22 protein-coding genes, 1 tRNA gene and 2 pseudogenes are annotated in these 25,417 nt (G+C 38.8%); 9 read left to right on the top strand and 16 right to left on the bottom strand.

Going from position 1 to position 25,417, the window contains the following annotated elements; translation table 11 throughout:
• Positions 1–24 precede the first annotated feature (24 nt).
• Genes ACFIML_RS06195 through ACFIML_RS06180 form a run of 4 tightly spaced genes read right to left on the bottom strand, consistent with a single transcriptional unit; the run spans position 25 to position 3,830 of the window.
• On the bottom strand, positions 25–780 hold the full coding sequence (locus tag ACFIML_RS06195) for a type IV secretion system protein (protein ID WP_375687646.1): 756 nt from the start codon (positions 778–780) through the stop codon (positions 25–27).
• The gene (locus ACFIML_RS06190; RefSeq protein WP_375615044.1) at positions 777–3,137 is read right to left on the bottom strand and encodes a VirB4 family type IV secretion/conjugal transfer ATPase; all 2,361 of its coding nucleotides are present in this window, start codon (positions 3,135–3,137) and stop codon (positions 777–779) included. The genes ACFIML_RS06195 and ACFIML_RS06190 overlap by 4 nt, the downstream gene beginning before the upstream one ends.
• Entirely contained in the window at positions 3,137–3,460 is a 324-nt protein-coding gene (locus tag ACFIML_RS06185) for a type IV secretion system protein VirB3 (RefSeq protein ID WP_375606511.1), read from the bottom strand. Before ACFIML_RS06185 ends, ACFIML_RS06190 begins: the two co-directional genes overlap by 1 nt.
• Positions 3,461–3,482: 22 nt before the next feature.
• Entirely contained in the window at positions 3,483–3,830 is a 348-nt protein-coding gene (locus tag ACFIML_RS06180) for a TrbC/VirB2 family protein (RefSeq protein ID WP_375606510.1), read from the bottom strand.
• A 159-nt stretch (positions 3,831–3,989) separates the two neighbouring features.
• Between ACFIML_RS06180 and ACFIML_RS06175 the strand changes: the two genes are divergently transcribed.
• Complete coding sequence (locus ACFIML_RS06175; RefSeq protein ID WP_375606509.1) at positions 3,990–4,736, top strand: nuclease; 747 nt, start codon at positions 3,990–3,992, stop codon at positions 4,734–4,736.
• Between the two features lie 579 nt (positions 4,737–5,315).
• On the opposite strand, the gene ACFIML_RS06170 is transcribed toward ACFIML_RS06175, so the two are convergent.
• Positions 5,316–5,759, bottom strand: a complete 444-nt coding sequence (locus ACFIML_RS06170; protein ID WP_375610244.1) for a hypothetical protein — start codon at positions 5,757–5,759, stop codon at positions 5,316–5,318.
• A gap of 3 nt (positions 5,760–5,762) precedes the next feature.
• Positions 5,763–6,089, bottom strand: a complete 327-nt coding sequence (locus ACFIML_RS06165) for a YqjD family protein (protein ID WP_375606507.1) — start codon at positions 6,087–6,089, stop codon at positions 5,763–5,765.
• A 1,017-nt stretch (positions 6,090–7,106) separates the two neighbouring features.
• Here ACFIML_RS06165 and ACFIML_RS06160 point away from each other — a divergent pair.
• Both ACFIML_RS06160 and ACFIML_RS06155 read left to right on the top strand, forming a co-directional pair.
• The gene (locus ACFIML_RS06160) at positions 7,107–8,009 is read left to right on the top strand and encodes a MotA/TolQ/ExbB proton channel family protein (protein WP_375615048.1); all 903 of its coding nucleotides are present in this window, start codon (positions 7,107–7,109) and stop codon (positions 8,007–8,009) included.
• Positions 8,006–8,584 (top strand): biopolymer transporter ExbD, encoded by a 579-nt coding sequence (locus tag ACFIML_RS06155; protein ID WP_375615049.1) that lies wholly within the window; start codon positions 8,006–8,008, stop codon positions 8,582–8,584. Before ACFIML_RS06160 ends, ACFIML_RS06155 begins: the two co-directional genes overlap by 4 nt.
• Before the next feature lie 840 nt (positions 8,585–9,424).
• On the opposite strand, the gene dut is transcribed toward ACFIML_RS06155, so the two are convergent.
• The 3 genes and pseudogenes from dut to ACFIML_RS06140 all read right to left on the bottom strand — a co-directional run bounded on the left by dut (position 9,425) and on the right by ACFIML_RS06140 (position 11,416).
• The gene (gene dut, locus ACFIML_RS06150; protein ID WP_375686478.1) at positions 9,425–9,961 is read right to left on the bottom strand and encodes a dUTP diphosphatase; all 537 of its coding nucleotides are present in this window, start codon (positions 9,959–9,961) and stop codon (positions 9,425–9,427) included.
• A 446-nt stretch (positions 9,962–10,407) separates the two neighbouring features.
• A pseudogene (locus ACFIML_RS06145) lies at positions 10,408–10,527 on the bottom strand (integrase); the annotation flags it as partial.
• 79 nt (positions 10,528–10,606) lie between these two features.
• Positions 10,607–11,416: a VIT1/CCC1 transporter family protein gene (locus tag ACFIML_RS06140; RefSeq protein ID WP_375606503.1), complete on the bottom strand. Its 810-nt coding sequence runs from the start codon at positions 11,414–11,416 to the stop codon at positions 10,607–10,609.
• 1,345 nt (positions 11,417–12,761) lie between these two features.
• On the opposite strand from ACFIML_RS06140, the gene ACFIML_RS06135 reads away from it, so the two are divergent.
• The 3 genes from ACFIML_RS06135 (at position 12,762) to ACFIML_RS06125 (ending at position 14,952) form a co-directional block, all read left to right on the top strand.
• Complete coding sequence (locus tag ACFIML_RS06135; protein WP_375687644.1) at positions 12,762–13,406, top strand: hypothetical protein; 645 nt, start codon at positions 12,762–12,764, stop codon at positions 13,404–13,406.
• A gap of 293 nt (positions 13,407–13,699) precedes the next feature.
• Positions 13,700–13,900: a hypothetical protein gene (locus tag ACFIML_RS06130; protein WP_375615054.1), complete on the top strand. Its 201-nt coding sequence runs from the start codon at positions 13,700–13,702 to the stop codon at positions 13,898–13,900.
• An 833-nt stretch (positions 13,901–14,733) separates the two neighbouring features.
• Positions 14,734–14,952 carry a hypothetical protein gene (locus tag ACFIML_RS06125; protein ID WP_375687642.1) on the top strand — a complete coding sequence of 73 codons (219 nt, stop codon included), beginning with the start codon at positions 14,734–14,736 and terminating at the stop codon, positions 14,950–14,952.
• Positions 14,953–15,285: 333 nt separating this feature from the next.
• On the opposite strand, the gene ACFIML_RS06120 is transcribed toward ACFIML_RS06125, so the two are convergent.
• From ACFIML_RS06120 to ACFIML_RS06110, 3 genes are all read right to left on the bottom strand, one after another.
• The gene (locus tag ACFIML_RS06120) at positions 15,286–15,810 is read right to left on the bottom strand and encodes a type II toxin-antitoxin system PemK/MazF family toxin (protein WP_375608131.1); all 525 of its coding nucleotides are present in this window, start codon (positions 15,808–15,810) and stop codon (positions 15,286–15,288) included.
• A gap of 298 nt (positions 15,811–16,108) precedes the next feature.
• Entirely contained in the window at positions 16,109–16,681 is a 573-nt protein-coding gene (locus ACFIML_RS06115; protein ID WP_375614478.1) for a disulfide bond formation protein B, read from the bottom strand.
• Positions 16,682–16,693: 12 nt separating this feature from the next.
• Positions 16,694–17,299 carry a YqaA family protein gene (locus ACFIML_RS06110; protein WP_375606496.1) on the bottom strand — a complete coding sequence of 202 codons (606 nt, stop codon included), beginning with the start codon at positions 17,297–17,299 and terminating at the stop codon, positions 16,694–16,696.
• A 221-nt stretch (positions 17,300–17,520) separates the two neighbouring features.
• On the opposite strand from ACFIML_RS06110, the gene ACFIML_RS06105 reads away from it, so the two are divergent.
• Positions 17,521–17,605, top strand: a tRNA-Leu gene (locus tag ACFIML_RS06105).
• A gap of 1,327 nt (positions 17,606–18,932) precedes the next feature.
• Here ACFIML_RS06105 and ACFIML_RS06100 read toward each other — a convergent pair.
• The 3 genes and pseudogenes from ACFIML_RS06100 to fumC (ACFIML_RS06090) all read right to left on the bottom strand — a co-directional run bounded on the left by ACFIML_RS06100 (position 18,933) and on the right by fumC (ACFIML_RS06090) (position 22,993).
• On the bottom strand, positions 18,933–19,820 hold the full coding sequence (locus tag ACFIML_RS06100; protein ID WP_375606495.1) for an outer membrane protein: 888 nt from the start codon (positions 19,818–19,820) through the stop codon (positions 18,933–18,935).
• 650 nt (positions 19,821–20,470) lie between these two features.
• Positions 20,471–20,696, bottom strand: a pseudogene (gene fumC, locus ACFIML_RS06095) (class II fumarate hydratase); the annotation flags it as partial.
• A gap of 908 nt (positions 20,697–21,604) precedes the next feature.
• The gene (fumC, locus tag ACFIML_RS06090) at positions 21,605–22,993 is read right to left on the bottom strand and encodes a class II fumarate hydratase (RefSeq protein WP_375687640.1); all 1,389 of its coding nucleotides are present in this window, start codon (positions 22,991–22,993) and stop codon (positions 21,605–21,607) included.
• Positions 22,994–23,220: 227 nt separating this feature from the next.
• Between fumC (ACFIML_RS06090) and groES the strand changes: the two genes are divergently transcribed.
• Both groES and groL read left to right on the top strand, forming a co-directional pair.
• Positions 23,221–23,517: a co-chaperone GroES gene (gene groES, locus ACFIML_RS06085; RefSeq protein ID WP_005774667.1), complete on the top strand. Its 297-nt coding sequence runs from the start codon at positions 23,221–23,223 to the stop codon at positions 23,515–23,517.
• Positions 23,518–23,575: 58 nt separating this feature from the next.
• A complete protein-coding gene (groL, locus tag ACFIML_RS06080) occupies positions 23,576–25,219 on the top strand; it encodes a chaperonin GroEL (RefSeq protein WP_375606493.1) in 1,644 nt (547 codons plus the stop codon).
• Between the two features lie 52 nt (positions 25,220–25,271).
• On the opposite strand, the gene ACFIML_RS06075 is transcribed toward groL, so the two are convergent.
• A complete protein-coding gene (locus ACFIML_RS06075) occupies positions 25,272–25,394 on the bottom strand; it encodes a hypothetical protein (protein WP_375615056.1) in 123 nt (40 codons plus the stop codon).
• Positions 25,395–25,417: the final 23 nt, after the last annotated feature.

Genomic DNA, 25,417 nt, shown 5'->3' with positions numbered 1-25,417 from the left:
GTTCAAGCCCCTCTTTTTTTTCGTTTATTGACCACGCATTTTTTGGGCTAAAGCTTTGGTTCGTGCTTTAAATTCTTCCATTTCACGTCTTTCTGCCGCTTTTTCTTCTGCTTGTTGAATCATCATGGCGGCTTGCATTTGGAGTATTTTTGCTTGCAGGTCTGCTTGTACTGCTGCTAATTTTGCTTGAATGCCTTGAATTTTACCCGCATCTTTAGTACTTCCAAGTTCATCAAGGAGCTTGTTAATGTTTTTTTGTGTTTCACTGGCTTCTTCGTAGACGTCTTGGCCTTTTGCCGCTTCTCCTACTACGCGCTGTTCGGCTTTTTTCACTTCTTGTGCGTAAAAAGCATCTGCTGCCTCTTTTGATCCAGCGCCGCCTGCGGGCTCTTTGTATAAGAGTTCTTCTTGCCATTTTTGCGTGTTTTTGCTGCCACCACCGCCGCCACCACCGCCACCGCTGCTGCCGCCCATCGATTGTTGAAAGTGGTTAAAGTCAGAAGGGAGGGCGCCACTGTTCCCTTGCTTGTTAAACATGTCTTTCAATTCAGAGATGTCAGGCTTGACATTTAAGGATTTAGAGAGATCTTGCAATTGTTTAAGCTGACCTTTCAATTGATCAAGCTGTTGTTTGCCTTGTTCGAACTGTTTTAATGCTTGTTTATATTGATCAGCCAATTTTGCAGCAGCTGTGGGATCAAATACCACGATGGCAAAGGCATTTGTTTGAAAGCCAAATGAAGCTGCATAGACGGCTGTTGCCAATAAAAGTTTTTTCATTGTTTTGACCTTTCTTGGAAAATAGGAAGCCATTTTTCTGGAGATTGTCCAACTTCATCCATAATGGTCTCTAAAAGTTCAATGTTCTTGGTGGTGCCACTTAAAATGGCTATTTCATCATCAAAGCCCCGTAAGTTCAGTTCTGCGACAACTGAACTTTGTCCTTGCTTGATGAGAAAACGCCGTGACTCACGGCTTAATTCTGCTTGTATCAGGTTAAATTCTCTGTCCGATAATTTAAAACCTTCTACATAATCCCCATGATTGCCCTTTTGGTTGGGAAAATAAATCTGTGTTGGGCATTGCTCTATAATGGTGTGCGCAATGGTTGAATTAATCGCATCTTTGGGAGATTGTGTTGCAAACAACATCAAACCATTTTGTTTACGAATAGTCTTCAGCCTGTCTTGCGCAAAGGCTTTAAAGGAATCATCCTCTAGCGCTTTCCAAAACTCATCAATGACAATGATAATACGACGCCCATCAATCAAAGACAAAATTCTATGAAAAAGATACATCATTAATGGGGGACGAATTTCATTATTGTCTAAAAAATCCGTCATGTCATAACCAATAAATTTTGCATCAATGCCAATGTCATCATCAGGATTGTCAAAAACCCACCCTAAAGCATTGCCTTTACACCATCTCTCTAAACGACCCGCTATCCCCTCCCTATGCGTGGTGTCAAAAAACATTTGTAAGGCCGATATTGTCCGTTGTTCTTTGGGTAATAAGGCAAGTTGGTCAACAGCAGCAGAAATATCTTGTCTTTCTGATTCACTGATCTTTTGATCTTCAGAAGAAACAAGCTTGATAATCCATTGCCGTAAAAAAACTCTATCTGCTGGATTGTTATAATCTAAACCCTTAAGCGGCGCTATGCCCGTTGGTTTACCATTCTTCAAAGGCATATAAGTGCCACCACCAGCCCTCACAAAAAGTTCTGCTCCGCGATCTTTATCAAAAAAGACCATATTGGGATCATGCTTTTGAAGTTGTGCTAAAAGAAAATTAACAATAACCGTTTTCCCAGAACCAGAGGGACCACAAACAAACGTATTGCCTAAATCTCCAAAGTGAAAGTTAAAATAAAATGGTGAACCAGCAGAGGTCTTCATTAGTGCGACCGCTGGTCCCCATACATTGCCATCTATTTTCCCAACCGGAAAGGAATGAAATGGAGAAAGCGCTGCATAATTGCGGCTTGTTATCGCACCAGAACGCGTGCGATAAGCATAATTGCCAGGCAATTGTGCCCACCAAGCCGCCGCTAACCCTAAATCTTCCCGCGCAATGACAGCCCCACCATCTGTAAGACGAGAACGCGCTTTGGCAAGATTATCCGCTAACTCTTGCGGCGTATCAGCAAAAACTGCCAATGATAAATGATGCTCCCCTAAAACAAAACGATTGGATTCAAGATCATCAAGCGCATCATCCAGTTCCATAATTTGTGAACCTGCTCGATCTCCCGCATTGACCATTTGATTCTGTTTGCGCCCCATAATCTGTTTGGCAGCATTTTTGCTCTTGAAAACAAAAGATTGGGTGAAAATAAATTCAAAGGGAAGGGTGAGCAAACCATCCGCCATGCCTACCCTGGTTTTTGCTGGATATTCTTTCCAGCCAAACATGCCCGCAAATCTCTGTCCTGACTCAGTGCGTATTTCTATGATCTCTTTCCCGAAAATAAGACGGTCTGAGTAAACAGTCGAAGCTATCGTCCCCCATGTGAGAGGGATACGTTCACGACGACCTCCCACCAATTGGTGGATAAACTCACTTTGCTGCGAATAAATATTGCCTTCATGTTCATAAAGACTCAATCTTCTTGCACCATAGCGCTCTAAATTTTGAATAAGATCTGTGGTAATATCTTCAAGTTTGCGAATGGATTCCGCATCAACTTCTGTCTTTTCTTGCTTGGCTTTGCCTAAACGTTTGAAAAACTCCACTAATTTATCCGTTTGATCAACGTGTGGATTCCACAAAATCGAAAGATAAAGATCATTGCGATAAAGCTCCTGAGAAACCATCCTCTCGCGATATTTATCATCTAATTGCTTGGCAAATGCTGATCTAAAAGTACCATCCGGATAAATCGTTTCACGCTTTCTGATAATATGGCTATAAAGCGCTATCCGTTCATCCGCAATGTTTTTAAACAGATTGTTGAGCTGTTCGTGAAGCACATTCAGATCAATAATATCCGCTGTCTCAAAGTTAATCCCTTCAAGTTTAATAACGCTCATGAGAGCGCGTGAATCCAGCGCAATGATATGCTTGTTAACATGGCGCACGTAAGGGATAATCGCCTCTGGCTGCTTTTCACGCTTGCGCTCTGTTGTTTTCATTATAATTCCTCATAATTACGAATTAATCGTAATGGAGAAATACTTCCCCCACCCCATAGACTCGAATTTCTGGCAAAAATACTTGTCTTTTGCCATGTCAGAAGAATACGAAATTTGTTATGGTCATGCTTTAGGATTTCCTTGAATATGAAATGCAGCATCACACCAAAGGTTAGAAGAAAAATATTGCCTGCCATAATGAACAATATCATCGTTCCTATCCCATTTAATCCCATAGCTTCCACCGTCACACCTGCAATCATGGCAGGGCGTGTGCAAGCAAGAAATAGCGTATCTTCTGTTAGCTTTTCGTGCTCTTTCATGGCTTTGAAAGGCAAAGTTTAATTAGGAAAGCATTGATACGATTTGCGATGCACCCATAACAATGCCGATGCCAACACAAACAAAAAAAGCTTTACGCATTTCAACATAACCAGCAATCCAGGCAAGCCCAATACCAGCAACCGCAATCGTTGCAATCGATCTTGCAATGTTTCCTGTTAAAGCTTCAATTATTTTTTGAAGAGCAGTTTCAACTTTTCCGAAGCCGCCATCAGCAAATGCTGGTTCACTCAGTACAATGAAGGCAATAAACAGCATCAATGCTGTTGTTAACCATTTCTTTTGTGTATTGGATAAAAGACCTTTTTCTAAGGTTTGTTCACGACTGAACGAATAATTCATGTTTTTCATGAAAATTCCCCCGCTTTATGTTTAAGTTAATCATAAAATTAATAATTAAAATATTAATCGGGAATCATATAAATGAAAAAAATAAATTTTTCTATCTATAAATTAACAATATTTAATCTTTTCTCAGTTAATGAACAATAAAATATAGTAATATTCAAAATGATACTTTTAAAATGTTTTCGATTAGTGCTTAAATATCTTATCTTAACGTCTATTATTATTTTTGCTGTAATCTTTTATTTGAATCAGCATACTGAAAAATTTATGCAATCTTCTTTTTTTAAAGGACCAGAAAAAACAATAGAAACCCCCGTTCAAAATCCAAAGTTAAAATTGACCGATTACAAAAACCAACACGATGTAAACCAACAAGATGCGGCTTTGCACCCAGAACCATTCGCATCACAATTTTATGAAGAAAATGTACCAGTCTATTCCGGTGCTATACAGGTAACGAGTGGTGTTACCTTTAAAATGATCACGCTCGTAGATGAGGGATGGAGAAAAAAGATCGTCCGCAATATTCGACTATATGGTGTGGAATCCTGTGAAACACGACAGTTTGCCTCACGCAATGGAATTAAGTGGCCATGTGGTGCTTTCGTCACCGCGTGGCTTGTCTCAAAAACAATTGATAAAAATGTTACGTGTCGCCAAGCACGTGTCATTCAACAGGTTCATTATGCACAATGTTTTGTGGATGGGGTTGATCTTGCACAGTTGGGGCTGACAGAAGGGTTGATGGTTTTGACAAAAGATCAGCATAATTTCCCATCACCCGCAGACTATAAAAACTTACAATCTGCGGCTCAAAAAGCAAAAAGAGGCTTGTGGTCAAGCAAATTTGAAACACCTGAAGATTGGCGAAGAGATCATGGAAGCTATAATCCCATTGACCATTATTGAAAAAGCGTCCTCTTAAGCGCTATTTAATTTTAATGAAGACAATACTCTACTGCGAATCTTATCAGAAAAAAGTTAATTATAATCCACACGGTCCTTGGTGGACAACGCTCGTTATGGAAATTTGTTGGGTTTAAAGCTTGCTTTTTGATAGGTTGCTTACTACAGCACTATGTGGGAGCGTGTTTTTTCCCCTAAACAAAATAGTCATTGTAACAAAAATGAGTGTTCAGTAAAATCTGAACACACGCAAACTACTGATGTGACCTATGGTCATGAAAAAAGGCTTATGAAAAAATAGAGAAAAGGTAAAACTGAAAATACCTTGCCTTCAAAAAGCAACCAATTGCTTCAAATCAAACCAGAACTTTTAATGCAAGCTTTGCCTCATGTTGCCATGTTTATGAAAAATGGGGACATCTGAAAGGGAAGCGGTTCTATGGAATTTTTATTCAAAATGAAGGGGATTTCTTTTCAGGCACTTGAAGAAGCTAAAGAGACTATGAGGAAAAAAATGTGCTTTCTTTTGTTATAAAAGAAAGCACATTGAGGGGGGGATTTAGAGTGACAGTTTTACATATTTTACTCGGAAAAGCGGTCTTTTTTATCTTTTTTCCACAAAAAATAAGTTGCAAGTCCGAGAATGGGAACACTCAATTTGGCAAAAGGGAGATGTTGACTGAGAGCTGCAAGGCTGGAAACAGTTGCATCTGTCATCAGTTTGTGGCGTTGTTCTTCTGTCTTTTTTTGTTGGTCATAGCGTTGATAAGTTTTGAGAACGCGACTGATAATAAGACCTAATCCCGCAAGAGAAAGACAAATTAAAAACATGATACTAGCGGCAGCAAGAGGCTTCATAACAGAACATAACGCAATAAAACCGATGGTACATAAAAAAAGCAAAGACATGAAGAATGAAATGCCAATAAACCCATAAAAAATTGCTTGAAGGCGTACTTGCTTGACTGTGCTTTTAAGCCCTCCACCGACAAGATGGTTTAAAAGAGGAGCGATAAACTTGTGCATTGCTTAACGACGTAGTAATTGAGAAAGAATAAAACCAACCCCTGCGGCAAACAAAACGCTTTTGCCAGGATTTTTACGAACGCATTGATTCATGGTTTGTTCAAGATCACTGATTTTGTCTTTTGCTTGAGACATCATGTCTTCACCACTTTCTTTCGCTGAGTGATATAGTTTTTCCGCTTTGTCTTTGGCGGCGTTGAATTTGTTTGCACCAAGATCTGTTAGGGTTGAGGTAATCCCTGAAATTTCAGTGCGTAACTTTTCTAATTGTCCTTGTAGGTCTTTTTCTACGGCTGTTTTATCGTGCTGTGTTGTTTTATTATGGGCCATGATATTTTATCCCTCTTGATTCATTATATTTGTATTGATGTGTTCATAGTGATCATTTGCATTGGAGTGAAAATTTTCACTGCTTGAGTAACGCCAAAAGCTTTTTTTGGTTCCTTTCATTTTGTCGAATTTAAAACTGTTTTTGATAAAATAAATCTTTCCTATACGATATGCTTTGTCTGTAAAGGGGGCGTATTTGTTGAGAATTGTCTTATATGCTTTTATGCTTTTGCAGGAATTTAGCACCATTCTTCAGTTTCTCGTGGCGCAGTTTTTTTTATAATAGTTTTTTAAAAAGCGTGTTGAGGTTTATTTTTTAAGCTTGTGACAGGTAAAAAACATCGTTGTTGCGATTTTGCGGCAGAAGTAATGTCATTTTTATGCTTTTGAAGAAGAAAAAGAAAATAATATTGCGGCTTTTTGCTCTCTATGTATTTGGGGGCAACACCCGCTCCCCATGATACTTTTGGTCAGTTTAAGATATTGCGATAGTTCTTTTTTTAAACGTAAGGTATATTTTTATTTTAGGATAGGAGAGGGACTTCAGTGCGCGGGTTGTTAGAGATGTGCATATCCTTTTCTTCAAGAGTTTTATGATATTTTTGCTGCTTGTTTCATGTAAGCAAATATTTTGTTGGCTTTAAAAGAGCTGCTGAAATGAGAAAAGCTTTGCGATATGAGAGATTTATTTAACAGGAACGATGATAAATTATTCTTATAAATTAAAATATTATATGCGATACTTCTTGTAAATTTATCATTTTGCCTAATTTATGCAATAAATTGATTGGGTAAGATAAACTTGTTGAATTGTTAGAGAAAAATTTCTTGAGTAATTTCTTTAGAATTAAGAGAGAGCTTATGAAATAAAACTATACTTGATTTATCAAGTTTTATTTTTTAAGAGAAATACAAAAGTGACGTTAAAAGGGTCGTGGCATTGTGGAACAGTGATGCTATGCGGGGTGACGATCCAGCTCATAAATAAAGATAAGAGCACAAGAATGTGAGATAAAAATGGAATCTGAAACAGTCCCTTTAGATAAAACAGTCCCTTTAGATAATATGTCTTCTGTATTGACAGTGCATGATTTTTCTCCTTTTTCTATGTTTATGGCTGCTGATTGGGTGGTGAAAGCCGTTATCATTATTTTGTTACTTGCTTCACTTATGTCTTGGACAATTGCTTTTGTGAAAATTGTTGAGATCACTTTGGTAAAACGAAGAGTACGTCATGAACTTCAATTGGTTCTAAATGCTCAGACTCTTACGCGTTTGGCAGCTAGCTTGAAAGAAAGTAAAGGAGCTGGTGTGTTTTTTCTCAAAGAAGTTCTTAAAGAGGTGTATCTTTCTGCACAACAGGTTCATTTTTCTGCTCCTGAAGGGATAAACGAAAGCTCTGGTGAAAAAAACAGTACAGGGGAAAGTGCACAAACGATTGAAGATATTCTCTTTTATGAGGAGAGCAATCAATATGAAGATGTTTCCCGCGATGTTCGCGATGCTAAGGCTCGTGATGTTCATGAAGGTTTAAAAGAAAGGGTTCATTCACTTTTGTCACGCTGCTTGCTGGCTGCTACACGCCGTGTTGCATGTGGAAGCGCTGTTCTTGCAACTATTGGCGCAATTGCTCCTTTTGTTGGTCTTTTTGCAACTGTTTGGGGAATTATGAATTCTTTTATTGGGATTGCTCAGTCTCAAACAACGCGACTTGATGTGGTGGCGCCTGGAATTGCTGAAGCCTTATTCGCAACGGCTGTTGGGCTTTTTGTGGCTATTCCCGCCGTTGTTATGTATAATAGCCTTATGCGTGCTTTGAGTGGTTATCGCAGTGATTTAGGCGATATCGCTGCTGCTCTTGAAAGGCTCTTGAGCCGTGAACTTGATAGACAAAGACAACAGAAAAGTCATAAAAAATGAAAGCAAGCCTTAATAATGATTGGGATATAGACGAGAGTGGGTTGCAAAGCGAAATCAATGTGACCCCTTTTATTGATGTTGTATTGGTGTTGCTTATTGTTTTTATGGTTGCAGCGCCTTTGGCAACGTCTGTCATTTCCGTTCAGCTTCCTTCTATAACTCAAGCACCTTCAGTGGTTCAGTCTGATGAACCTCTTTATGTTACGTTGCAAAAAGATCGTTCTCTTTACATTGGTGATCATCTTGTAGAACAAGCAGCTTTGAGAGAAGCTTTGTTGAGGGAAACTACGCAAAATTTAGAGGCAAAAATTTTAATCAAAGCGGATAGCGAAATTGATTATGGTACTGTCATCGATTTACTCAATCAAATACGTATGGCTGGATATAATAAAATTGGTCTTGTAGGATTGCAAAACTCTACCAATCTTGTCTCAAGAGGTGAGATCAATAATAAAACAACAGGGGTAGAGGACGCTGCTGTCGATGGAGCGGGTGGTAACGTTGTAGGACATGTGGATACCGTAACAACGGGCACTGCGGGAAACGCTAATATTCCAGCCGATGTCTCTGATTAGTGATAAAAACAGCCTTTGTTGCGGGAAGAAAAGAATATTATTCAAAGCCATAGAGTGAAATTGATGAGGGTTTTGTCGTGGTTTTGTTAAACCAAATACGTATGGGTTTGATATTACGCAGGGGGTTCATATATTGAATCGGTTTTTTTAGGATTAAACTCTACTCATCTTGCCGCAAAAGGTATAATCAAGAAAACAGCAGAGGCGATAGTTGTGTGTCTTAATAATCTTAAAGCTCTTTTTGCGGCGGTGTTTATAAATGGTATAACGGTCAAGCCTCCTGTAAAATAATAAAAAATCTATCAAACATCACCATCTTTATGCTTAACAAAAGAGTAAGCGAGCACCATTATCGTATTTATATTTTTTTCCCAATGTTGCGACAGTGTTTAGTATAAGTATTCATTGTAGGCATTTTTCCAGTTGTTATCTGCATGCTAGCCACGTTTGGAACGTGAGAAACATGCTTTTGATTGATTTAATATAAATAGGCTTGCCATGAAACAATCTTACAATATTGAGATTTCTTATTTAAGTTGCAAGACAATTCATTATTATTATAAATCAATATGATGTATAGATTGTTGACATTACCAGTGGTGTGTGAACTCTCAATGGTTAGTGCCAATGTTTTTGTTATGGGGGAGGGGTATCGGGTGATAATGAAGTTTTGTATAGCGTACGAGACGTAATTGAGAGATACTTATTTAGAGGTGCGTTTAGTGAAAAAACTTTGAAAGCAAATGCGCATTCCCTCTGCACTTTAAAAGCCCAAAGAATTTCCAGTGAAAGAGTGGTTGGGTATGTGTTATTTTGAGAGTAGCGATTTTTCAGAGCCTCTTAAGTGTGTCCCGTTGAACCAAAACCTCCTGTTCCACGGCTCTCGTTATGGCTTTGGGTATTTTGCTCTGGTTCAATGGCGCAAACATTAACTTGGGATACAGGGGCGATGACTGTTTGGGCAATGCGCATGCCCCGTTGGATTGAAAAGTCTTCTTGGCCTAAATTGATAAGAAGGACTTTGACTTCACCACGGTAGTCACTATCAATCGTTCCTGGAGTGTTGAGGCATGTGATGCCGTGTTTTAAGGCTAAGCCAGAGCGTGGACGTATTTGTGCTTCAAACCCAAGGGATAAATGAAAAATGAGACCTGTTGGAATAAGAGCACGCTGCCCAGGGCTAAGAACAAGCGTTTCTTCTTCTCCAATGGCGGCGCGTAGATCAAGGCCAGCAGAACCCGCTGTCGCATAATGAGGAAGTTCTAAATCTTGTCCATGTGCAAGACGTTCAACGAATAAAGTTACAGGGTGTGAAGGTTGAGAAGAAACAGGATTTTCTTGGTTGTTGAGAGGTGCGTTGGTTTTAGTGTGCGGCATGATCAAGGCATTTCCAAAATATGAGGTCTAGAAGAAAATGATACTTTAACAAAAGATACCCATAAAACAAGTCGATGAAGGTTTGTTTATGGAGGTTGTCCCCAGAGCTTGGTTATCATCTCTTGCTAATCCAGAATACTCTACAGCATTATCCAAAAATACTATCAATAGAATTCCCAAGAATGCTAATATATTGATTAATAATGATAATTCACTATTTTTGTATGTTGAATGAGAGTCCCTAATGGTATAAATTTTTCTCTTTTTTGAAGCAATCAGAACCATGTCGCTTGCGCGTTACACGCCGAGAGAGCCCGTGTGGAGTGAATTTATATGAGATAAGGACTAAAAGTGCTTCTCATGAATCGTCTCAAGGGTCAAAAGCTTTTGTCCGTAATATTCAGGGTTAGCAAAGTGTGTGATGGTGCTGGTATATCTCTTCAACCTATTGCTGGAAAGTTTTGCGTTTTATGGCGTTGTTTGCCTAAAAGAACGCGTGCTTTTGTTGTTGCCTGTAAATCAACATCCAACTCTAAGGCAGCCGTATGTTTGAGACAAAGATTAAGAGTTCTATAAATCAATGTGTTGTCACTAAAAGGAATGACACGTTAGAGATCTAAATCATGGGTTGTGGATAAGATTTTTTTAGATACTACCGATAAGTATACCCGTGGCAAAAACCAAGGCACCTCCAATGATGACCTGTAAAGAAGCGCGCCAAAAGGGAGTTGACATGAATTTGTTCTGAATCCAGACGATGGCGCCTAGTTCGAAAAAAACAATGATAAAAGCAATAATTGTCGCTACATAAAAAGAGTTGATTAAATAGGGAAGCGTATGGCCTAATCCTCCTAATGTGGTCATAATGCCGCTGGCAAGGCCTCTTTTTAATGGCGAACCACGTCCTGATAATTTGCCGTCATCATGGGCTGCTTCTGTGAAACCCATCGAAAGTCCTGCACCAATTGAAGCTGAGAGTCCTATCAAAAAAGTTTGATGCGTGTCTCCCGTGGCAAAAGCTGCGGCAAAAATGGGGGCAAGGGTGGAAACAGAGCCATCCATTAACCCTGCTAGACCTGGTTGAATCCAAGTCAAAAGTGTTTGTCTTTGCGTTTTCGAAGGTTTTTTTATGGTGTGATTTGCCGCTGTTGTTTTTTGGGAGGGATGGCGGCTCTTGTCTTTCACAAGAGAAGTTTTGTCACATAATGAACCGATAGTGTTTGCACGATTATGGCAAGAAAGGCACAAAAGTTGCTTATAATTTTTAAGCTCTTGAAGCCCCATGGCGGTAAAAACCGCGGCTTCCCTAGAGGAATAAGGTTCTAGAGCTTTTGCATATTTTAAATAGAGCGCCGCATGTTGCTCTTTTATTTTGAGTGCGCGAAGCATCATTGTTTGTGCTGAACGAAAGGACAGAGCTTTACGTTGTACAAATGAAAAAAACGATCTCAACATTTTCTGTTCCTCTGCACTTTAGAATAATTCTAAAACATAAGAAAAATAAACCGAAAGTCAATCTAAAAGTTCAAAACTGAAAAATTGCAAAAAGGTTGCAGTAAAAAAATGCTGGGGTGCTATGAAAGTAAAGCTGGCAAATAAATTCAAGTACAGGAAGATTTATTAAGTGGGAGATTTATTAAGTGGGGTCGAGAGGGGGGCGTGAAAGCATTGAGAGAAAATATGCTTTATTATGCTAAAGGGACGTTTTCAATGGAGCATTCTAATGTATTTTGAATATATGGAAATAAGCGGGCACGATCATTCATTTGACGGATTCAAAAGACGATAATAATCTTTGGAATTTGAAATAATTCTTTAAAAGAGACTTTTTTCAAGGGACAAATGCCTATTTCATGAGGGCGTCCGTGAAGAGTATAAAAGAGTAAAACAGTAAAGCCTTCATATAATAATATACACTAAATAATATAAACTCCATTGAGTCTTTCCATCTTTACGCTGCATAAAAGATATTGATTTATAATGATAATCTAGCGTTATTCATATTGAATTAGCCTCCCGAATAACGTGGGATTCTCTCATTTCAAATCTGTTTATCTTGAATCAATCAAAATCACTTGCTTGCACACTACAAGCGGGGTTGGCGTGTGGGTAAAAACTATAGAAGAAAGAACTAAAAATGGCTCTTATGAACCGTCTTAAGAGCCAAGGGCTGTCGCAATATTGGGGGCTGGCAAATAGATAGTGCTGGCTTGTTACTTCATAAAGAGCAAGCCGGCATCGTCATACACCTTAGCTCCCAGTGTTGCGACAGCTTTTAGCTCGGTTCATTATAGGTATGGCATTTTATTGTACAGTTTGACGTCACGCATCCCGCTTGTGGAGGTGTAAGACAGTATTCTTATGATATTTACGCGCATTGAGCGTTGTTACAGCTTTTGCATTTAGAGGTGGATTTGATGTAACGAATTATCTTTTGTGCTGTAATTGCAGGGGCAGGTTTAAGGGTGGGAGTGCATAAATGAAAGAGATATTATCATATCCAATTGTTTGATCACGCATGAAAATTGATACTTTATGAAGGGGCATTTATCGCCTTGTAACTTGCCTGATATCTTGTATGAAAGCCCAAAATTCAGTAAGATTCTCTCACTTTAAAACTTCTTATATTGAAGCAATTCAAATCATTTTCTTGTGTATCACAAGGAGGGGTGTGGGTGCTGTGTTTTATTTAAAGTATGGGATGAGTTGAAATGTGAGAAGTGCATAATCTCTACGCGTTAACAAACGTTTTTGATGTTTTTAAAAAAGAGCGAAATTGTGCAGAAAAAAGGGAGCATATATGGAAAATAGTGATGGTTTGAAATTTTGGCGGCTTTCTGAAAAACTAACAATACTGCAGGCAGCGCTTTTAATAGTTGGATTAAATCCAGGAAAGTATTTGTTTGTCAACAAATTAGAACCAGAAAAAAGTGATATTTACGAAGATAACCTTTCCGTATCATCAGAGAAAACTGCTAATTTCCGTGCAGCCTATCATGCTATCGTTCAAGCGGGAAAAAGCAATCGATTAGAGATAGAATGGTCGTACTATAATTTTTCGGATTTTATAGATGCAGATTCCTCATATGTTCGCGTTGATGATTTAAAAGAATGGCTTTCATCGCGTGGTCTGTACCCTCCATTTTTTTTCCCTGAGGATGATTCTCGTGACGTTAAGGACCAAAAATATGCGTTTCAAGATCCAACGCATCCACGCTATGCCCCAAAGCTTGCTGCTATTGTTGCGGCTTGGGAAGCGGTGAGTGAGGCTGAGGGTGGTAAAACTGTTAAAGGAACGCTTATAAAGTGGCTGCAACAGAATGCTGATCAATATGATTTACGCAATAAGAAAAATGGTAAGTTAAAAGAGGATGTTATTGAGCAGCTTGCAAGTATTGCCAATTGGGAACCTACCGGAGGGGCGCCTAAGACACCTGCCAATTAATTTTATCAAAAGAAAAAAAATAAAAAGATCACTAAAATTGTGCTGCTTTTTTTGATAATTTTGAAGATAATCTCTTTTTCTGGGGGAGATTTTTACTTTTCTTCCCTAGATTATAAGTAATTGTTTTTTAATGAAAATAATTTTTATAGTGTTCCTCTGACTGTTCAGGCGGGGAAAAATAGACATTTTGGGGCAGTAAAATTTACCCTGTAGTTTTCGTAACTTACCTCTCTATTTTTGTTTGATTTTTTTGGGCACTTTTAAAATCCAAATCAACTGAAATGGATTTAAATATGAAAAAAAGAAAGTCTTTTTTTACGGTGCGTGGAAGTGCAAAAAATTCTCAAGTCAATGCACCGATATTGGAGCAGCCTGTTGCCGATGAGGTGGTGCGTAAATCGTTTAGAATAGGTGTATTGTCGTGTTGGTTAAAGTTTGAACTTACCCTTGTTATGGAAAAGGTCAAAGCTGAGCGTCATGTGCGCTCTCCATAAAGAAATCTTGTCATCTATGAGCGAGTGAGGATTTCTCTTGAAAAATTTGCATAATAGTAAAACTAGTTAGCAAAACCTGTTCTATGGCGCAACAAAAAGGATGTCATAAATGATTATCTCATCATCAATATGCTCTAAGAATAACCCTTGCGTGGCGAAAGTCTATGGCGTAGTCGCTATAGATTTTTGCTCCGTGTGTGATGATCAATGCTCTTGTTTATCTCTTGTCAATGCAAGTGCCAATGAAAGTGATGGATGTAGTTTGACACTAGGCTTTATACTCAGTGGGATTAGATGGTAATTTGTTGTTTTTATGTATAAAATTTAGCATTCAATGCGCGTTTTGTCAAAATAGATTTTGACATTTAAAATTGTAAAAAAGAGCTAAAAAGAGTGAAAATCAGAAAAAAGTGCATTTTCATGCTAAAAATGAGAGAAGGCTTTGAGAGGTCTTTGACCCCCCTTTGAGAGCCTTTTAAAAACTCTTTGAAAAAAAATTAATTGGTACAAAACCTAGTGTCAAAATATACAAAACTTGATGACAAGCTACAATGGATGTCTATTGTTCCATTGTGATGCTTGGTTGTTCATGTTTAGAAACGACAAGTGTATTAAATGCGATAGGGCTGATAGAAAGGAGAACGTATCCTGTAAAAAATAGGTATGTCTTTAAAATAAAGCTGATAAACGAAATTATTTTTTTTATCTACCTTTTATATGGTGAGAAAAAAGGCTTTAAAAGCGCAAGCATACGCAATTTAGCAGTAAATCCCAAAATAGCTTAACATAGATCGTTTCTCGGAAAAGAGGAAGAAAATCTATCTGCAAAAGCTATGTTAGGTCATGTGACCGGTGAAATAATGTGGTTAGGGCGACAAACAATTATTATTGGTGAAGAGATAGAAATCGATTGGGTGTTGATTTCTGGTTCATTAGAGAATTTTCTTTGTTCTCTCGTAAAATACGATCGTTTGAGGTGTGGTCACTATAAAGCGAAGCTTTTTTCAATCTTGGAAAGATATTCCCATTGCGGTAAATCATATAAAGTTTAAGAAACGCCAGCACGATTTTTTGTGCAATGAAATGATAAGTATGTACAACATCTCGGTAATCTCCATGGGAAACTTTACCGGATCAACAGTACGGATATTGTCTTCTGCTTATCCCCAAATCGCAAATATTTCAAAACAACAACGGTGGAGAATGAATGTGGATATGTTTTAGGGAAGGTTGCAAAAAATGGCTAAAAAGTTCTCAAAAAAAATACCAAAAATGACGAAAGGAGCGGTTTCCCACTCCTTCGTTCCTATCTCCCCTTGCGGGGAAGCGGCCACCATTACTGATGCCGTGTATGGCGGTATATATACGCTTATTTTTTTCAAAAGTCAATAGTGTAAATGCGGTAAATATTTGAGCATTAGAGCTACAACTTTATGAAAATCTTCGCAGGATAATCTTGGAACGGTACGTGAGCAACTTAAACGACTTACAGAAACTGTTGTGACATAATTGCAGATAATCCATGCTTTTTTATTCTCTATGGGAGATTGTATTGGATACGCAGCGGGATTATTGGGTTGTGATTTCGTTGAAAAAGGCAAAACTGTTACATTTCCATATAATTTTGCATTCTTAGAAAGCACTAAAACAGGCCGCTTTTTCCAAAATTCAGGGAGTATTGAATCATGAGGAAAATCGCACCAAAAAACTTGCCTGATGCGTGGTGCCGATTTGATTCGTGGTTTTATATGAGGTGGTTTTTCGTAAGGAGCATTTAAATCCCTTTCTTTTATATGCTCGCGCCATGCATTATGATCATGTTCCATCATAACACATGGTTCTTCAAGTTTGGTTATATCTAAGGAAATAGGTGACAGGGTAGAAGGCGCTGTGTTCTTATCTTCAGCCATAGCAGACCATTTATATTTATTGGTCCCCTCACTTATTATTTTACGGCTTTTCTATCACGAGTTTTTATCAAAATGTTGCCCATAAGTACAGAGAGGTGAAACCATAAAATGGATGTCTCTGCTTATTTTTGTCTTTTGAGTACAACGTTAGAGGAGGGATGTTGGTAACTCGTTGGTGTTGGTGGGTTGGTTTGGCGGTGGGTGGTTTTGGGTGGGGATTGGTGACTGGAGGGTTGGTTGGTTAGAGGGGAAGCTATTGGAGAGAACGAGTGCACGCGGTTTCGTTTCTATTTTATGGTTAGAGTTTTTTATGGACTGAAAGAATTCCTTTTGAAGCGATATAGAGGCTTATAAGGGAGAAAAATAGGCTTGAGACGACATTCCAACCGGCAAATGAGAGAAAAAGAAAGCGTACGGATGCTTCAGAACAAGAAGGGGGATGAATGCTATTTAATTGGTTAAGAAGCTGGTTAATGTCTGAGGTTTTTCTGACTGCGCTTAAACCACAGCTGAGGGGAGCTTCCCAAAAGCCATATTCAACACCCGCATGATAAACGGCTAAAACAAGGCTGATGCACATTAAGACAAAAACACACAAAAATAAAAGTTGTATCCAAGCCGTTGTGCGAAAAAAACATGCCCCAAAACCTGCTAAAAGCAAAAATGGTATGGCACCATAATAGGGAAAACGCTCTATGAGACATAAATCGCAAGGAAGATATCCGCCAAGATATTCAAAACTAAGGGCGAGACCTATTGTAGTGGATAAGCAAAAAGCGAGAAAAAAAGCCCATAAACATTGTTCTTTTCTGCTGGGTTCAACATGAAGGTGCTTGTGTAAAAGTGGATGAGAAGACAAAACGCATGCCATTAAGTCTGTTCCTTATAAAAGCTTCTTGTTTAAAAAAGCTATGAAAATCCCATAAATTAAAAGGAGGCTAACACAACCAATGAGAACAATCCATTTAAAATGCTGTACTAGAAAATTCATTGCTTTTTGCCCAAAATGTTTAATCAGCCACGCAAGAAGATAAAAACGAGCGCCTCTGGAAAAAATACAAATAAGAATGAAAAATTCAAGACGCACACTCATAACACCGGCCAAAATTGTGACAATCTTGATGGGGGGAAGATGAAAAAAACCTGATGTTATCAGTAAAATGATGAGAAATTGCAGGGTTGTACTATTTTTCAGAGATTCAAAACTTTCAACCTTACCATAAATTTCTAAAATGGGTTTGGCAAGGGTATCATAGGCAAAATGTCCGATAAACCAACCGGCAATGCCTCCTAATACAGAACAGATCGTCGCAATCAAAGCATAACGATAAACCCGCTTTTGATGGATAAGCAGCATCGGAATATATAAAACATCTATGGGAATTGGAAAAATAGAACTTTCAATAAAGGCAATGAAACCAAGCCAGTGTGGTGCTGTACGCCGATTTGCTAAAGAAATCGTCCAAAGCTTTAATTTGTTTAATATCATGAGGCTTTTATAAGTTTAAGAGGTAAAGACTTTACAAATGAGATTGCTATAAATCCGGTAGAGAAATCCAATAAAGAAAATATTCCATAAAATAGATAAGAAAATGATATGAATTCTTAAAAAATGAGAAGTCTTCTGTTGACGAATCTGTTCTTCTTCATATAGTGCAAAGGAATAATCGACAAGTCTGTCTTTTATAGTCCTGTCTTTTATAGCAGTGTGCGGGTGTGGTGGAACTGGTAGACGCGCCAGACTCAAAATCTGGTTCCGAGAGGAGTGTCGGTTCGAGTCCGACCACCCGCACCACTTCATAAATATTTTCCTTTATCCTGTTACGGCGCATCACGTTGTTTTATAAAACATGGGGGGTATAAAACGTGGGATTTATAGACCGTGTTCAATGTTTGGCATGTTGAATGAAAAACCTCTAATACCCTAGGATTCTTTCATTTCAAGTCTGTTTGTAGTAAATCAACCAAAATCATGTCGCTTGTACGTTACAAGCTAGATGAGCTCGCGTGGAGTGAAATTTTACAAAAAATGAATAAAAATGCCTCTTATGCCGTTTCAAGGGCATCATTGGAGGTAAAGTATATGATGGATGGTGCCAGCTTGCATTTTTATGAAGTGTAGAGATGGTGCTCTATAGATTTTATATTCCTGTGGGTGTTGTCGCAAAATGAGCTTGAGGGTTTTGAGAGATGTTTCTTTAAAACACGCATGTGAATTGGCAACCCAAGTATCTTGAATTTGAGTGTGTTTGGTTTGAAGCGCTGCCGTATGATATGAAGGGTGTGATCCAAAAAAGATATGTGAGAAACAAAAACATGGGGCAATGTGTAATTTCCTCTCTTTAAAAGACAGGAGCAGAGGCTTAAAAGATTGTGCTTTAAAGGCTTTTGAAAGTCGTAAAGCAGAGGGAAATGGTAAGATTGGAAATTGGTTTTTACCTTGACAACTTCATGTGCTCCCTAAATGAAGTTGTCTTCCCGTTACAGAAATTACATAAACAGAGAACCGCAATATCCTCTCTCCATTCTGGCATACAATAGCGGTAAAATACTGTCGTTTGAAGTGTGGTAATATAGGGCATCCTTCCTTGAAACGTTACAGTATTTTTTCGGTGTGTGTTGGATATTCTTAAATGTGTTTATCTTGCTGTAGGTTTAAGAGCATTCCATGCGGAGGAGCCCAAAGAAGCCCGCCCAAGAGTCCCCCGATATCCCCCAAGAGTTTTTGTGTTTTTATAAACGGACATGGTGTTTAAAAATGGATTTTTAGAATCTTTATCCTTTGAGAGCGGGGAGGCAAGTCAACATCATCTTATAAAACTGCAATTGATGCACAATATCCATATTTATTTTAAAGAAATATCTCTTACATAGCGGCTCTCATTTATTTTACGATGGCGCCTAGTGGTATGATGGTAAAGCTCTTATATTCCAAATGCATTACATGAAAGGCTGAGAGGATAGAAATTTGCTTTAAGAGAGGGAGAGGCTTTATTGTTTCGTGACTATTTGTTTAAAGTTTAGTACAGGCTTTTAGAATCTACGTCTTTTTAGGGGTAAAGGGGCATTAAAAAACCCCGTTTTTAACAGGGTTTTTTAATTGTTCAATTTTTCTACAAAACTTAGAATTTATAAGCGATACCAAAGCGAACATCATGCGTTTGAGAAGAGATTTTAAGGTTATCGTTTGCAAATTTCTTTTTAAAAAAATCTGAATAACGATATTCTGTACGCATAATGATATTATCTGTCATTGCAAGATCAAAACCACCACCAACAGTGTAACCAAACATTGTTTTTGTCTCATCTAACACATTGCCAGAAGCAAAAATTGTCGAATCTTCTTGCGATTTTGATAAAAGTGACATGATATATTGCATCTGTGTATAGGCTATACCCCCTGCAATATAAGGCATAAGACGATGGGAAGCAAAACCAATACGCGCGCGCGTGGCACCAGACCACGTTTCTTTCAATGTTACACTGCTAACAACAATGTCACCATAGTTGGATATCGTTTCACCCTGAGCTGCAGGTTTTATGATAGGAATCCCAGCTTTTTTAAAGGCAATGTTAATGGAGTTTGATTCATCTAGAATTTTCTTTCCATTGTCTGTTTGGGTGCTTTTCCTCCCAGACCAGACCATGTCGGTATCAAAACTGAAAACAAGATCTCCCAGATCAATATTAGAACCTGCATACAAACCTGCTCTCAATCCTGATAGTTTCGGTGATAAATCTCTATCAACCCAAGCCCACTTTCCGTCCCTAGCTTCTTGTGCATAATTTAGAGTATTTTTATTGGAAAAATATCCAATTTGTCCTCCAAAATAAAAACCAGACCAAGAAAAAGGCGCAGAAACAGTAACCGGTGAAATACGTGATGACGAAACATCTTGCAATGAAACCTTCGGTTCTGATTGCTTAAAGATTACTGTATCTGCTGCTTGCGCTGTTGAAGCGGTAATGAAGGTGAAAATAGATAGTGCAACTAAACATTTTGTTTTCATAAAAACGTCCCCAATTTATTTCAGATACAAATCGTATTATATACGAATTGGTTAAAAAAATCTATATTTAATATCATTATGAAAACTAAAACATTCAAAAACTCTATAATTATCCATATTTAAGCGTTCTTGAAACTTGTTTTCATGCTATTATCCCACGTTTATATTGATTTTTCAGTATTTTTATATACTCTTTCAGTGTTCTCTGTGTTTTAGAAAAAATTATAGTATAGTAAACAAGCTTTCTATTTATTAAAAAAATATTACTTTATATATATTAAAACACTTTTTGTTGTTAAATGTATTATCCATTATGATTGACACCAATGTGCTTAAATATTCAATTTATCGTAAAAATGCATATTGGTACCGTCATATTCGTTGCTCGTTGGTACCGTCATATTCGTTGCTCGTTTTTGATATTGCATAGCTTTGTATTGCGGTAGCCTTTTGAGCACTCGAGGGGATGAGCGACTTTATTTCTTTTTTATCTATATGCCACTTTTGCTTATAATAATCTAAGCGAATAGTTTTGATTGATTGAATGGAATACGAAGAATCAGAAGGAGTAAAGTGCGAGAATCTCAAGTCTCATGAGGTTTCTTATGCGCCATGTAAAACGGATAAACTCTCCGTTCCGTTCGCTTAAAGCCGGAACGTGGATGAGAGCCTAAAAACTGAATGTCGTTGGCTATTTTAAAGAGATTAGCGCGTGCATTCAGGTTTTTGTGGAAATGCGAGGGCTCCCATAAGGCGTGAGGGATGCCATGAGGAGCAAGGGGCTTTAAATTTATTGCGAGTAGTCTTAAAGGAGGCCTCCGAGAGTAGGCGGATTGTTTCGGCAAAGGAAACCCTTTTCGGTGTATTGAGTTCTGTTCAAACAGCTGTTCCTCTATTGAGCACCCATTTTCACGCTTCATAAAGGAGACATTTCTCAATGTTCCTAAACCCATTTCACGACGGCGATTGTGAATGATATAATGATAAATCTATTGAGCACCTCTTTTACGCTTCATAAAGGAGAAAGTCGGTACCATTACTATATTTGCCAGTTCGTAGGGTGTTGTGACAGTCCTCTCCACAATGTTGTGATAGGCCCCTTTGTCCGTTGTGACAGTCCTTGGCACTTGAGGTGGTTCATTAGAGGCGTTTGTAGTCCTTATCGGATACAATTTCTATTCATACATTCATTGCGTTTGTGATGTGCAAGTAAGTGATTTTGATTGATGCAACATGGGACAGATTTAAAATGAGAAAATCTTACGGTATTTAGGATTCTCGTTCAATATGGATAACGCTAGATTATTATTATAAATAAACACATTATCTCATTGAGATAAGAGTTATTTACCCAATGTTATCAATAATGATAACATTGTAAAGCGTAACTACGATGAATTCATTAATCTTTTTATACTTCGATTGAAATTATGTCTATTAATACCGATTTTTTTGAGCTAATTTTGTTTGGTTGATAGCTAATAGATTTTCAAAATCAAGACGCGAAGCTAGAATGAAAAACACCTTAAGGTCATATCCCTTTAAATCACTTTTTGCCAGTATAGCTATTGGGTGTTGAGCTATGACTATCCATTCCTTTCCAAAATCGTTGTGCCTTTTAAGTACAATATAAGCAACAAAAACACCCATAGCATAAATGCGGCTCAGAGCCTAAAATGAACGCTGTGGGTAATTGTTATCGGTCATCATCGGGGTGTAAAACACCCCGATCTTTTGACAGAAAGATTTGTTTTAAGACGTTTGTATCTTTTTTAGTGAGTTGTTTATTGGGGAGCAATCATCTTTTTGGGATCAACTAATCGGTCATAATCCTCTACAAAAACCCCTGCTTTTAATGCTTCGGTGCGCAAAGTTGTATCATTTTTATGCGCTGCTTTGGCAATTTCAGCAGCTTTTTCATAGCCAATTTCTGGTGCAAGAGCTGTGACTAACATGAGTGAGCGCTCCATGAGCGAGTGAATATGAACACGATTGGCCCGTAATCCTTGAATACAATGCATATCAAAAGAACGCATGCAATCACCAAGAAGGGTAATTGATTGTAAAACGTTATAGCCAATAACAGGTTTATAAACGTTGAGTTCAAAATGTCCTTGGCTTGCGGCAAAGGTTACGCTGGTGTGATTACCAAAAACTTGGCATGCGACCATGGTTAAGGCTTCACATTGCGTGGGGTTGACTTTGCCGGGCATAATAGAAGATCCGGGTTCATTTTCAGGAAGACTGAGTTCCCCTAAACCGGAACGTGGACCAGAGCCTAAAAACCGAATGTCATTGGCAATTTTAAACAGATCAGCAGCTAAGGCATTCAAGCTCCCGTGGAAATGCGCAAGGGCGCCATGATGGGCAAGTGCTTCAAATTTATTGCGGGCAGTTTGGAACGTTATTTCTGTGAGAGTGCTCACTGTTTGCGCAAAAGCAACGTCAAAACCTTTGGGTGCATTCAGTCCTGTGCCAACAGCCGTACCACCTTGAGCAAGCATTTGGACATCGGTTAGAGCATTTTTAATACGCTGAAAATTGGCTTCTAATGCGGCACGATAGCCTGAAAATTCTTGCCCTAAGGTTAAAGGGGTTGCATCTTGCGTATGGGTGCGGCCGATTTTAATGATATCTGCAAATTCTTGCTCTTTTTGTTTTAATGTCGCAATAAGAGCTTCAAGGATTGGCAGTAAGTGTTGGCGTGTTTGCAACGTGGTGGCAATGTGAAGCGCCGTGGGAAAGGAATCGTTCGATGATTGGCTCATATTGACATGGTCATTGGGATGAACTGGTTTTTTGCTTCCAAGTTTTCCTCCCAAAATCTTACTAGCACGATTAGCAATGACTTCATTGACATTCATATTGCTTTGTGTGCCAGAACCTGTTTGCCAGACGGACAGTGGAAAATGCGTATCAAAATCGCCGGCAAGCACTTCATCAGCGGCGGCAATAACTGCTTTTCCAATATTTTCTGGTAGTTTTCCTTTGCCCATATTTACAATCGCTGCTGCTTTTTTGACAAGGACTAAGGCATAGATGATGGCAAGAGGCTGCTTTTCACTGCCAATATTAAAATTATGCAGAGAACGTTCAGTTTGTGCGCCCCAATAACGATCTTGACGTACCGAAATCGTTCCAAAGCTATCCGTTTCCTGACGTGTTTCAACCATGATAAGATCCTTTTTTGTTCACGGGTTCTCAAAAAAGATAGATAACGCGAAAGTGCAATAAGAGGCAAGACTTTGAAGCTTCATTTAGAGAAATTATTTTTATGGCTATTCTTGACATTGAGAGATGCCGATTTTATATCTAATACATGCTAGCACTCGTAGCTTGAGAGTGCTAGCAAGAACTTTTAAGATTAATGCAATTATGTTCAGTTTTAAGGATTTAAAACATGGCTAATATACAATTCCGCCCACTTCACGACCGTGTCGTTGTCCGTCGGGTTGAATCTGAAAATAAAACGGCTGGTGGGATTATCATCCCTGATACAGCAAAAGAAAAACCCCAAGAAGGCGAAGTGATTGCTGTTGGCAATGGCGCTCTCGATGATAACGGAAAGCGCGTGCCGTTAGAAGTCAAAACAGGAGACCGTATTTTGTTTGGAAAATGGTCTGGAACTGAAGTCAAGATTAATGGGGAAGATCTCCTCATCATGAAAGAATCTGACATTATGGGAATTATGGGCTAATTGAAGCGCTTAATTTTTCATTGTGTACTATTTTGAGAAAACTCCAAGGAGAAATTAAATGGCTGCTAAAGAAGTCAAATTTGGCCGTGAAGCGCGTGAGCGTTTGTTGCGCGGTGTCGACATCCTTGCTAATGCTGTTAAGGTGACACTCGGCCCTAAAGGTCGCAATGTGGTGATTGATAAATCATTCGGTGCGCCTCGTATCACAAAAGATGGTGTATCCGTTGCAAAGGAAATCGAACTGGAAGATAAGTTCGAAAATATGGGTGCACAAATGTTGCGCGAAGTTGCTTCTAAAACCAATGATATCGCTGGTGATGGAACAACAACAGCAACTGTTTTAGGACAAGCTATTGTGCAAGAAGGTGTTAAAGCTGTTGCGGCGGGCATGAACCCAATGGATCTTAAACGTGGGATTGATGCTGCTGTTGAAGAAGTGGTGGCAAACCTCTTCAAAAAAGCAAAAAAAATCCAAACTTCAGCAGAAATTGCACAGGTGGGAACAATTTCCGCTAATGGCGCTGCTGAAATCGGTAAAATGATCGCTGATGCTATGGAAAAAGTGGGCAATGAAGGCGTCATTACCGTGGAAGAAGCTAAAACTGCTGAAACGGAATTAGAAGTCGTTGAAGGAATGCAATTTGACCGTGGGTATCTTTCCCCTTATTTTGTCACAAATGCTGAGAAAATGGTCGCTGATCTTGATGATCCTTACATTCTCATTCACGAAAAGAAATTGTCTAATTTGCAATCTCTTCTTCCTGTGCTTGAAGCTGTTGTTCAGTCTGGAAAACCCCTTCTTATCATTGCTGAAGATGTGGAAGGTGAAGCTTTGGCAACGCTCGTGGTCAACAAGTTGCGTGGTGGTTTGAAAATTGCTGCTGTAAAAGCTCCTGGATTTGGTGATCGCCGTAAAGCAATGTTAGAGGATATCGCTATCTTGACATCCGGACAGGTTATTTCTGAAGATGTGGGCATTAAACTTGAAAATGTCACTTTGGATATGCTTGGACGTGCAAAGAAAGTGAATATTTCTAAAGAAAACACCACCATTATTGATGGTGCTGGACAAAAGGCTGAAATTACTGCTCGCGTCAATCAAATCAAGGCTCAGATTGAAGAAACAACTTCTGACTATGACCGTGAAAAATTGCAAGAAAGACTTGCTAAACTCGCTGGTGGTGTTGCTGTTATCCGTGTGGGTGGTGCAACAGAAGTTGAAGTGAAAGAAAAGAAAGACCGTGTTGATGATGCTTTGAATGCAACACGTGCTGCTGTTGAAGAAGGTATTGTTGCTGGAGGTGGTACCGCATTGTTGCGTGCAGCAAATGCGTTGACCGTTAAGGGAAGTAATCCTGACCAAGAAGCTGGTATTAGTATCGTTCGTCGTGCTCTACAAGCACCAGCGCGCCAGATTGCAAGCAATGCTGGTGAAGAAGCCGCTATTATTGTGGGCAAAGTGCTGGAAAATAATGCTGACACTTATGGTTACAATACCGCAACTGGTGAATTCGGTGATTTGATTGCTTTGGGAATTGTTGATCCTGTGAAAGTTGTGCGTTCTGCTCTTCAGAATGCGGCTTCAATTGCGAGCCTTCTGATCACAACAGAAGCAATGGTTGCTGAAGTTCCAAAGAAAGATACACCAATGCCTCCGATGCCTGCTGGCGGAATGGGTGGAATGGGCGGAATGGATTTCTAAGCTTTTTTCCATAGAAATAATAAAGAAACGGGTCTTCTGGGCCCGTTTTTTTTTATGCTTTTTCACGTTTAGCAACTTTACGTTTTTCAACTGGTGAATTCGGTGATTTGATTGCTTTCAAGAATTGTTGATCCTGTGAAAGTTGTGCGTTCTGCTCTTCAGAATGCGGCTTCAATTGCGAGCCTTCTGATCACAACA

This window comes from Bartonella sp. AC62GZZY, assembly GCF_042196525.1.
GTDB lineage: Bacteria > Pseudomonadota > Alphaproteobacteria > Rhizobiales > Rhizobiaceae > Bartonella.
The sequence above is the reverse complement of the archived record's forward strand: the minus strand, read 5'-3'. Positions and strand labels throughout refer to the sequence as shown.

What these genes read in the sequence shown, in the direction of transcription:
- ACFIML_RS06190 (WP_375615044.1), bottom strand. Translation starts at nt 3,137, where the DNA reads ATGAAAACAACAGAGCGCAAGCGTGAAAAGCAGCCAGAGGCGATTATC.
- ACFIML_RS06185 (WP_375606511.1), bottom strand. Translation starts at nt 3,460, where the DNA reads ATGAAAGAGCACGAAAAGCTAACAGAAGATACGCTATTTCTTGCTTGC.
- ACFIML_RS06170 (WP_375610244.1), bottom strand. Translation starts at nt 5,759, where the DNA reads ATGCACAAGTTTATCGCTCCTCTTTTAAACCATCTTGTCGGTGGAGGG.
- ACFIML_RS06160 (WP_375615048.1), top strand. Translation starts at nt 7,107, where the DNA reads ATGGAATCTGAAACAGTCCCTTTAGATAAAACAGTCCCTTTAGATAAT.
- ACFIML_RS06140 (WP_375606503.1), bottom strand. Translation starts at nt 11,416, where the DNA reads ATGTTGAGATCGTTTTTTTCATTTGTACAACGTAAAGCTCTGTCCTTT.
- ACFIML_RS06155 (WP_375615049.1), top strand. Translation starts at nt 8,006, where the DNA reads ATGAAAGCAAGCCTTAATAATGATTGGGATATAGACGAGAGTGGGTTG.
- ACFIML_RS06115 (WP_375614478.1), bottom strand. Translation starts at nt 16,681, where the DNA reads ATGGCATGCGTTTTGTCTTCTCATCCACTTTTACACAAGCACCTTCAT.
- ACFIML_RS06165 (WP_375606507.1), bottom strand. Translation starts at nt 6,089, where the DNA reads ATGGCCCATAATAAAACAACACAGCACGATAAAACAGCCGTAGAAAAA.
- groL (WP_375606493.1), top strand. Translation starts at nt 23,576, where the DNA reads ATGGCTGCTAAAGAAGTCAAATTTGGCCGTGAAGCGCGTGAGCGTTTG.
- dut (WP_375686478.1), bottom strand. Translation starts at nt 9,961, where the DNA reads ATGCCGCACACTAAAACCAACGCACCTCTCAACAACCAAGAAAATCCT.
- ACFIML_RS06100 (WP_375606495.1), bottom strand. Translation starts at nt 19,820, where the DNA reads ATGAAAACAAAATGTTTAGTTGCACTATCTATTTTCACCTTCATTACC.
- ACFIML_RS06180 (WP_375606510.1), bottom strand. Translation starts at nt 3,830, where the DNA reads ATGAAAAACATGAATTATTCGTTCAGTCGTGAACAAACCTTAGAAAAA.
- groES (WP_005774667.1), top strand. Translation starts at nt 23,221, where the DNA reads ATGGCTAATATACAATTCCGCCCACTTCACGACCGTGTCGTTGTCCGT.
- ACFIML_RS06175 (WP_375606509.1), top strand. Translation starts at nt 3,990, where the DNA reads ATGATACTTTTAAAATGTTTTCGATTAGTGCTTAAATATCTTATCTTA.
- ACFIML_RS06130 (WP_375615054.1), top strand. Translation starts at nt 13,700, where the DNA reads ATGAAAAAAAGAAAGTCTTTTTTTACGGTGCGTGGAAGTGCAAAAAAT.
- ACFIML_RS06125 (WP_375687642.1), top strand. Translation starts at nt 14,734, where the DNA reads ATGTTAGGTCATGTGACCGGTGAAATAATGTGGTTAGGGCGACAAACA.
- ACFIML_RS06110 (WP_375606496.1), bottom strand. Translation starts at nt 17,299, where the DNA reads ATGATATTAAACAAATTAAAGCTTTGGACGATTTCTTTAGCAAATCGG.
- fumC (WP_375687640.1), bottom strand. Translation starts at nt 22,993, where the DNA reads ATGGTTGAAACACGTCAGGAAACGGATAGCTTTGGAACGATTTCGGTA.
- ACFIML_RS06120 (WP_375608131.1), bottom strand. Translation starts at nt 15,810, where the DNA reads ATGGCTGAAGATAAGAACACAGCGCCTTCTACCCTGTCACCTATTTCC.
- ACFIML_RS06195 (WP_375687646.1), bottom strand. Translation starts at nt 780, where the DNA reads ATGAAAAAACTTTTATTGGCAACAGCCGTCTATGCAGCTTCATTTGGC.
- ACFIML_RS06135 (WP_375687644.1), top strand. Translation starts at nt 12,762, where the DNA reads ATGGAAAATAGTGATGGTTTGAAATTTTGGCGGCTTTCTGAAAAACTA.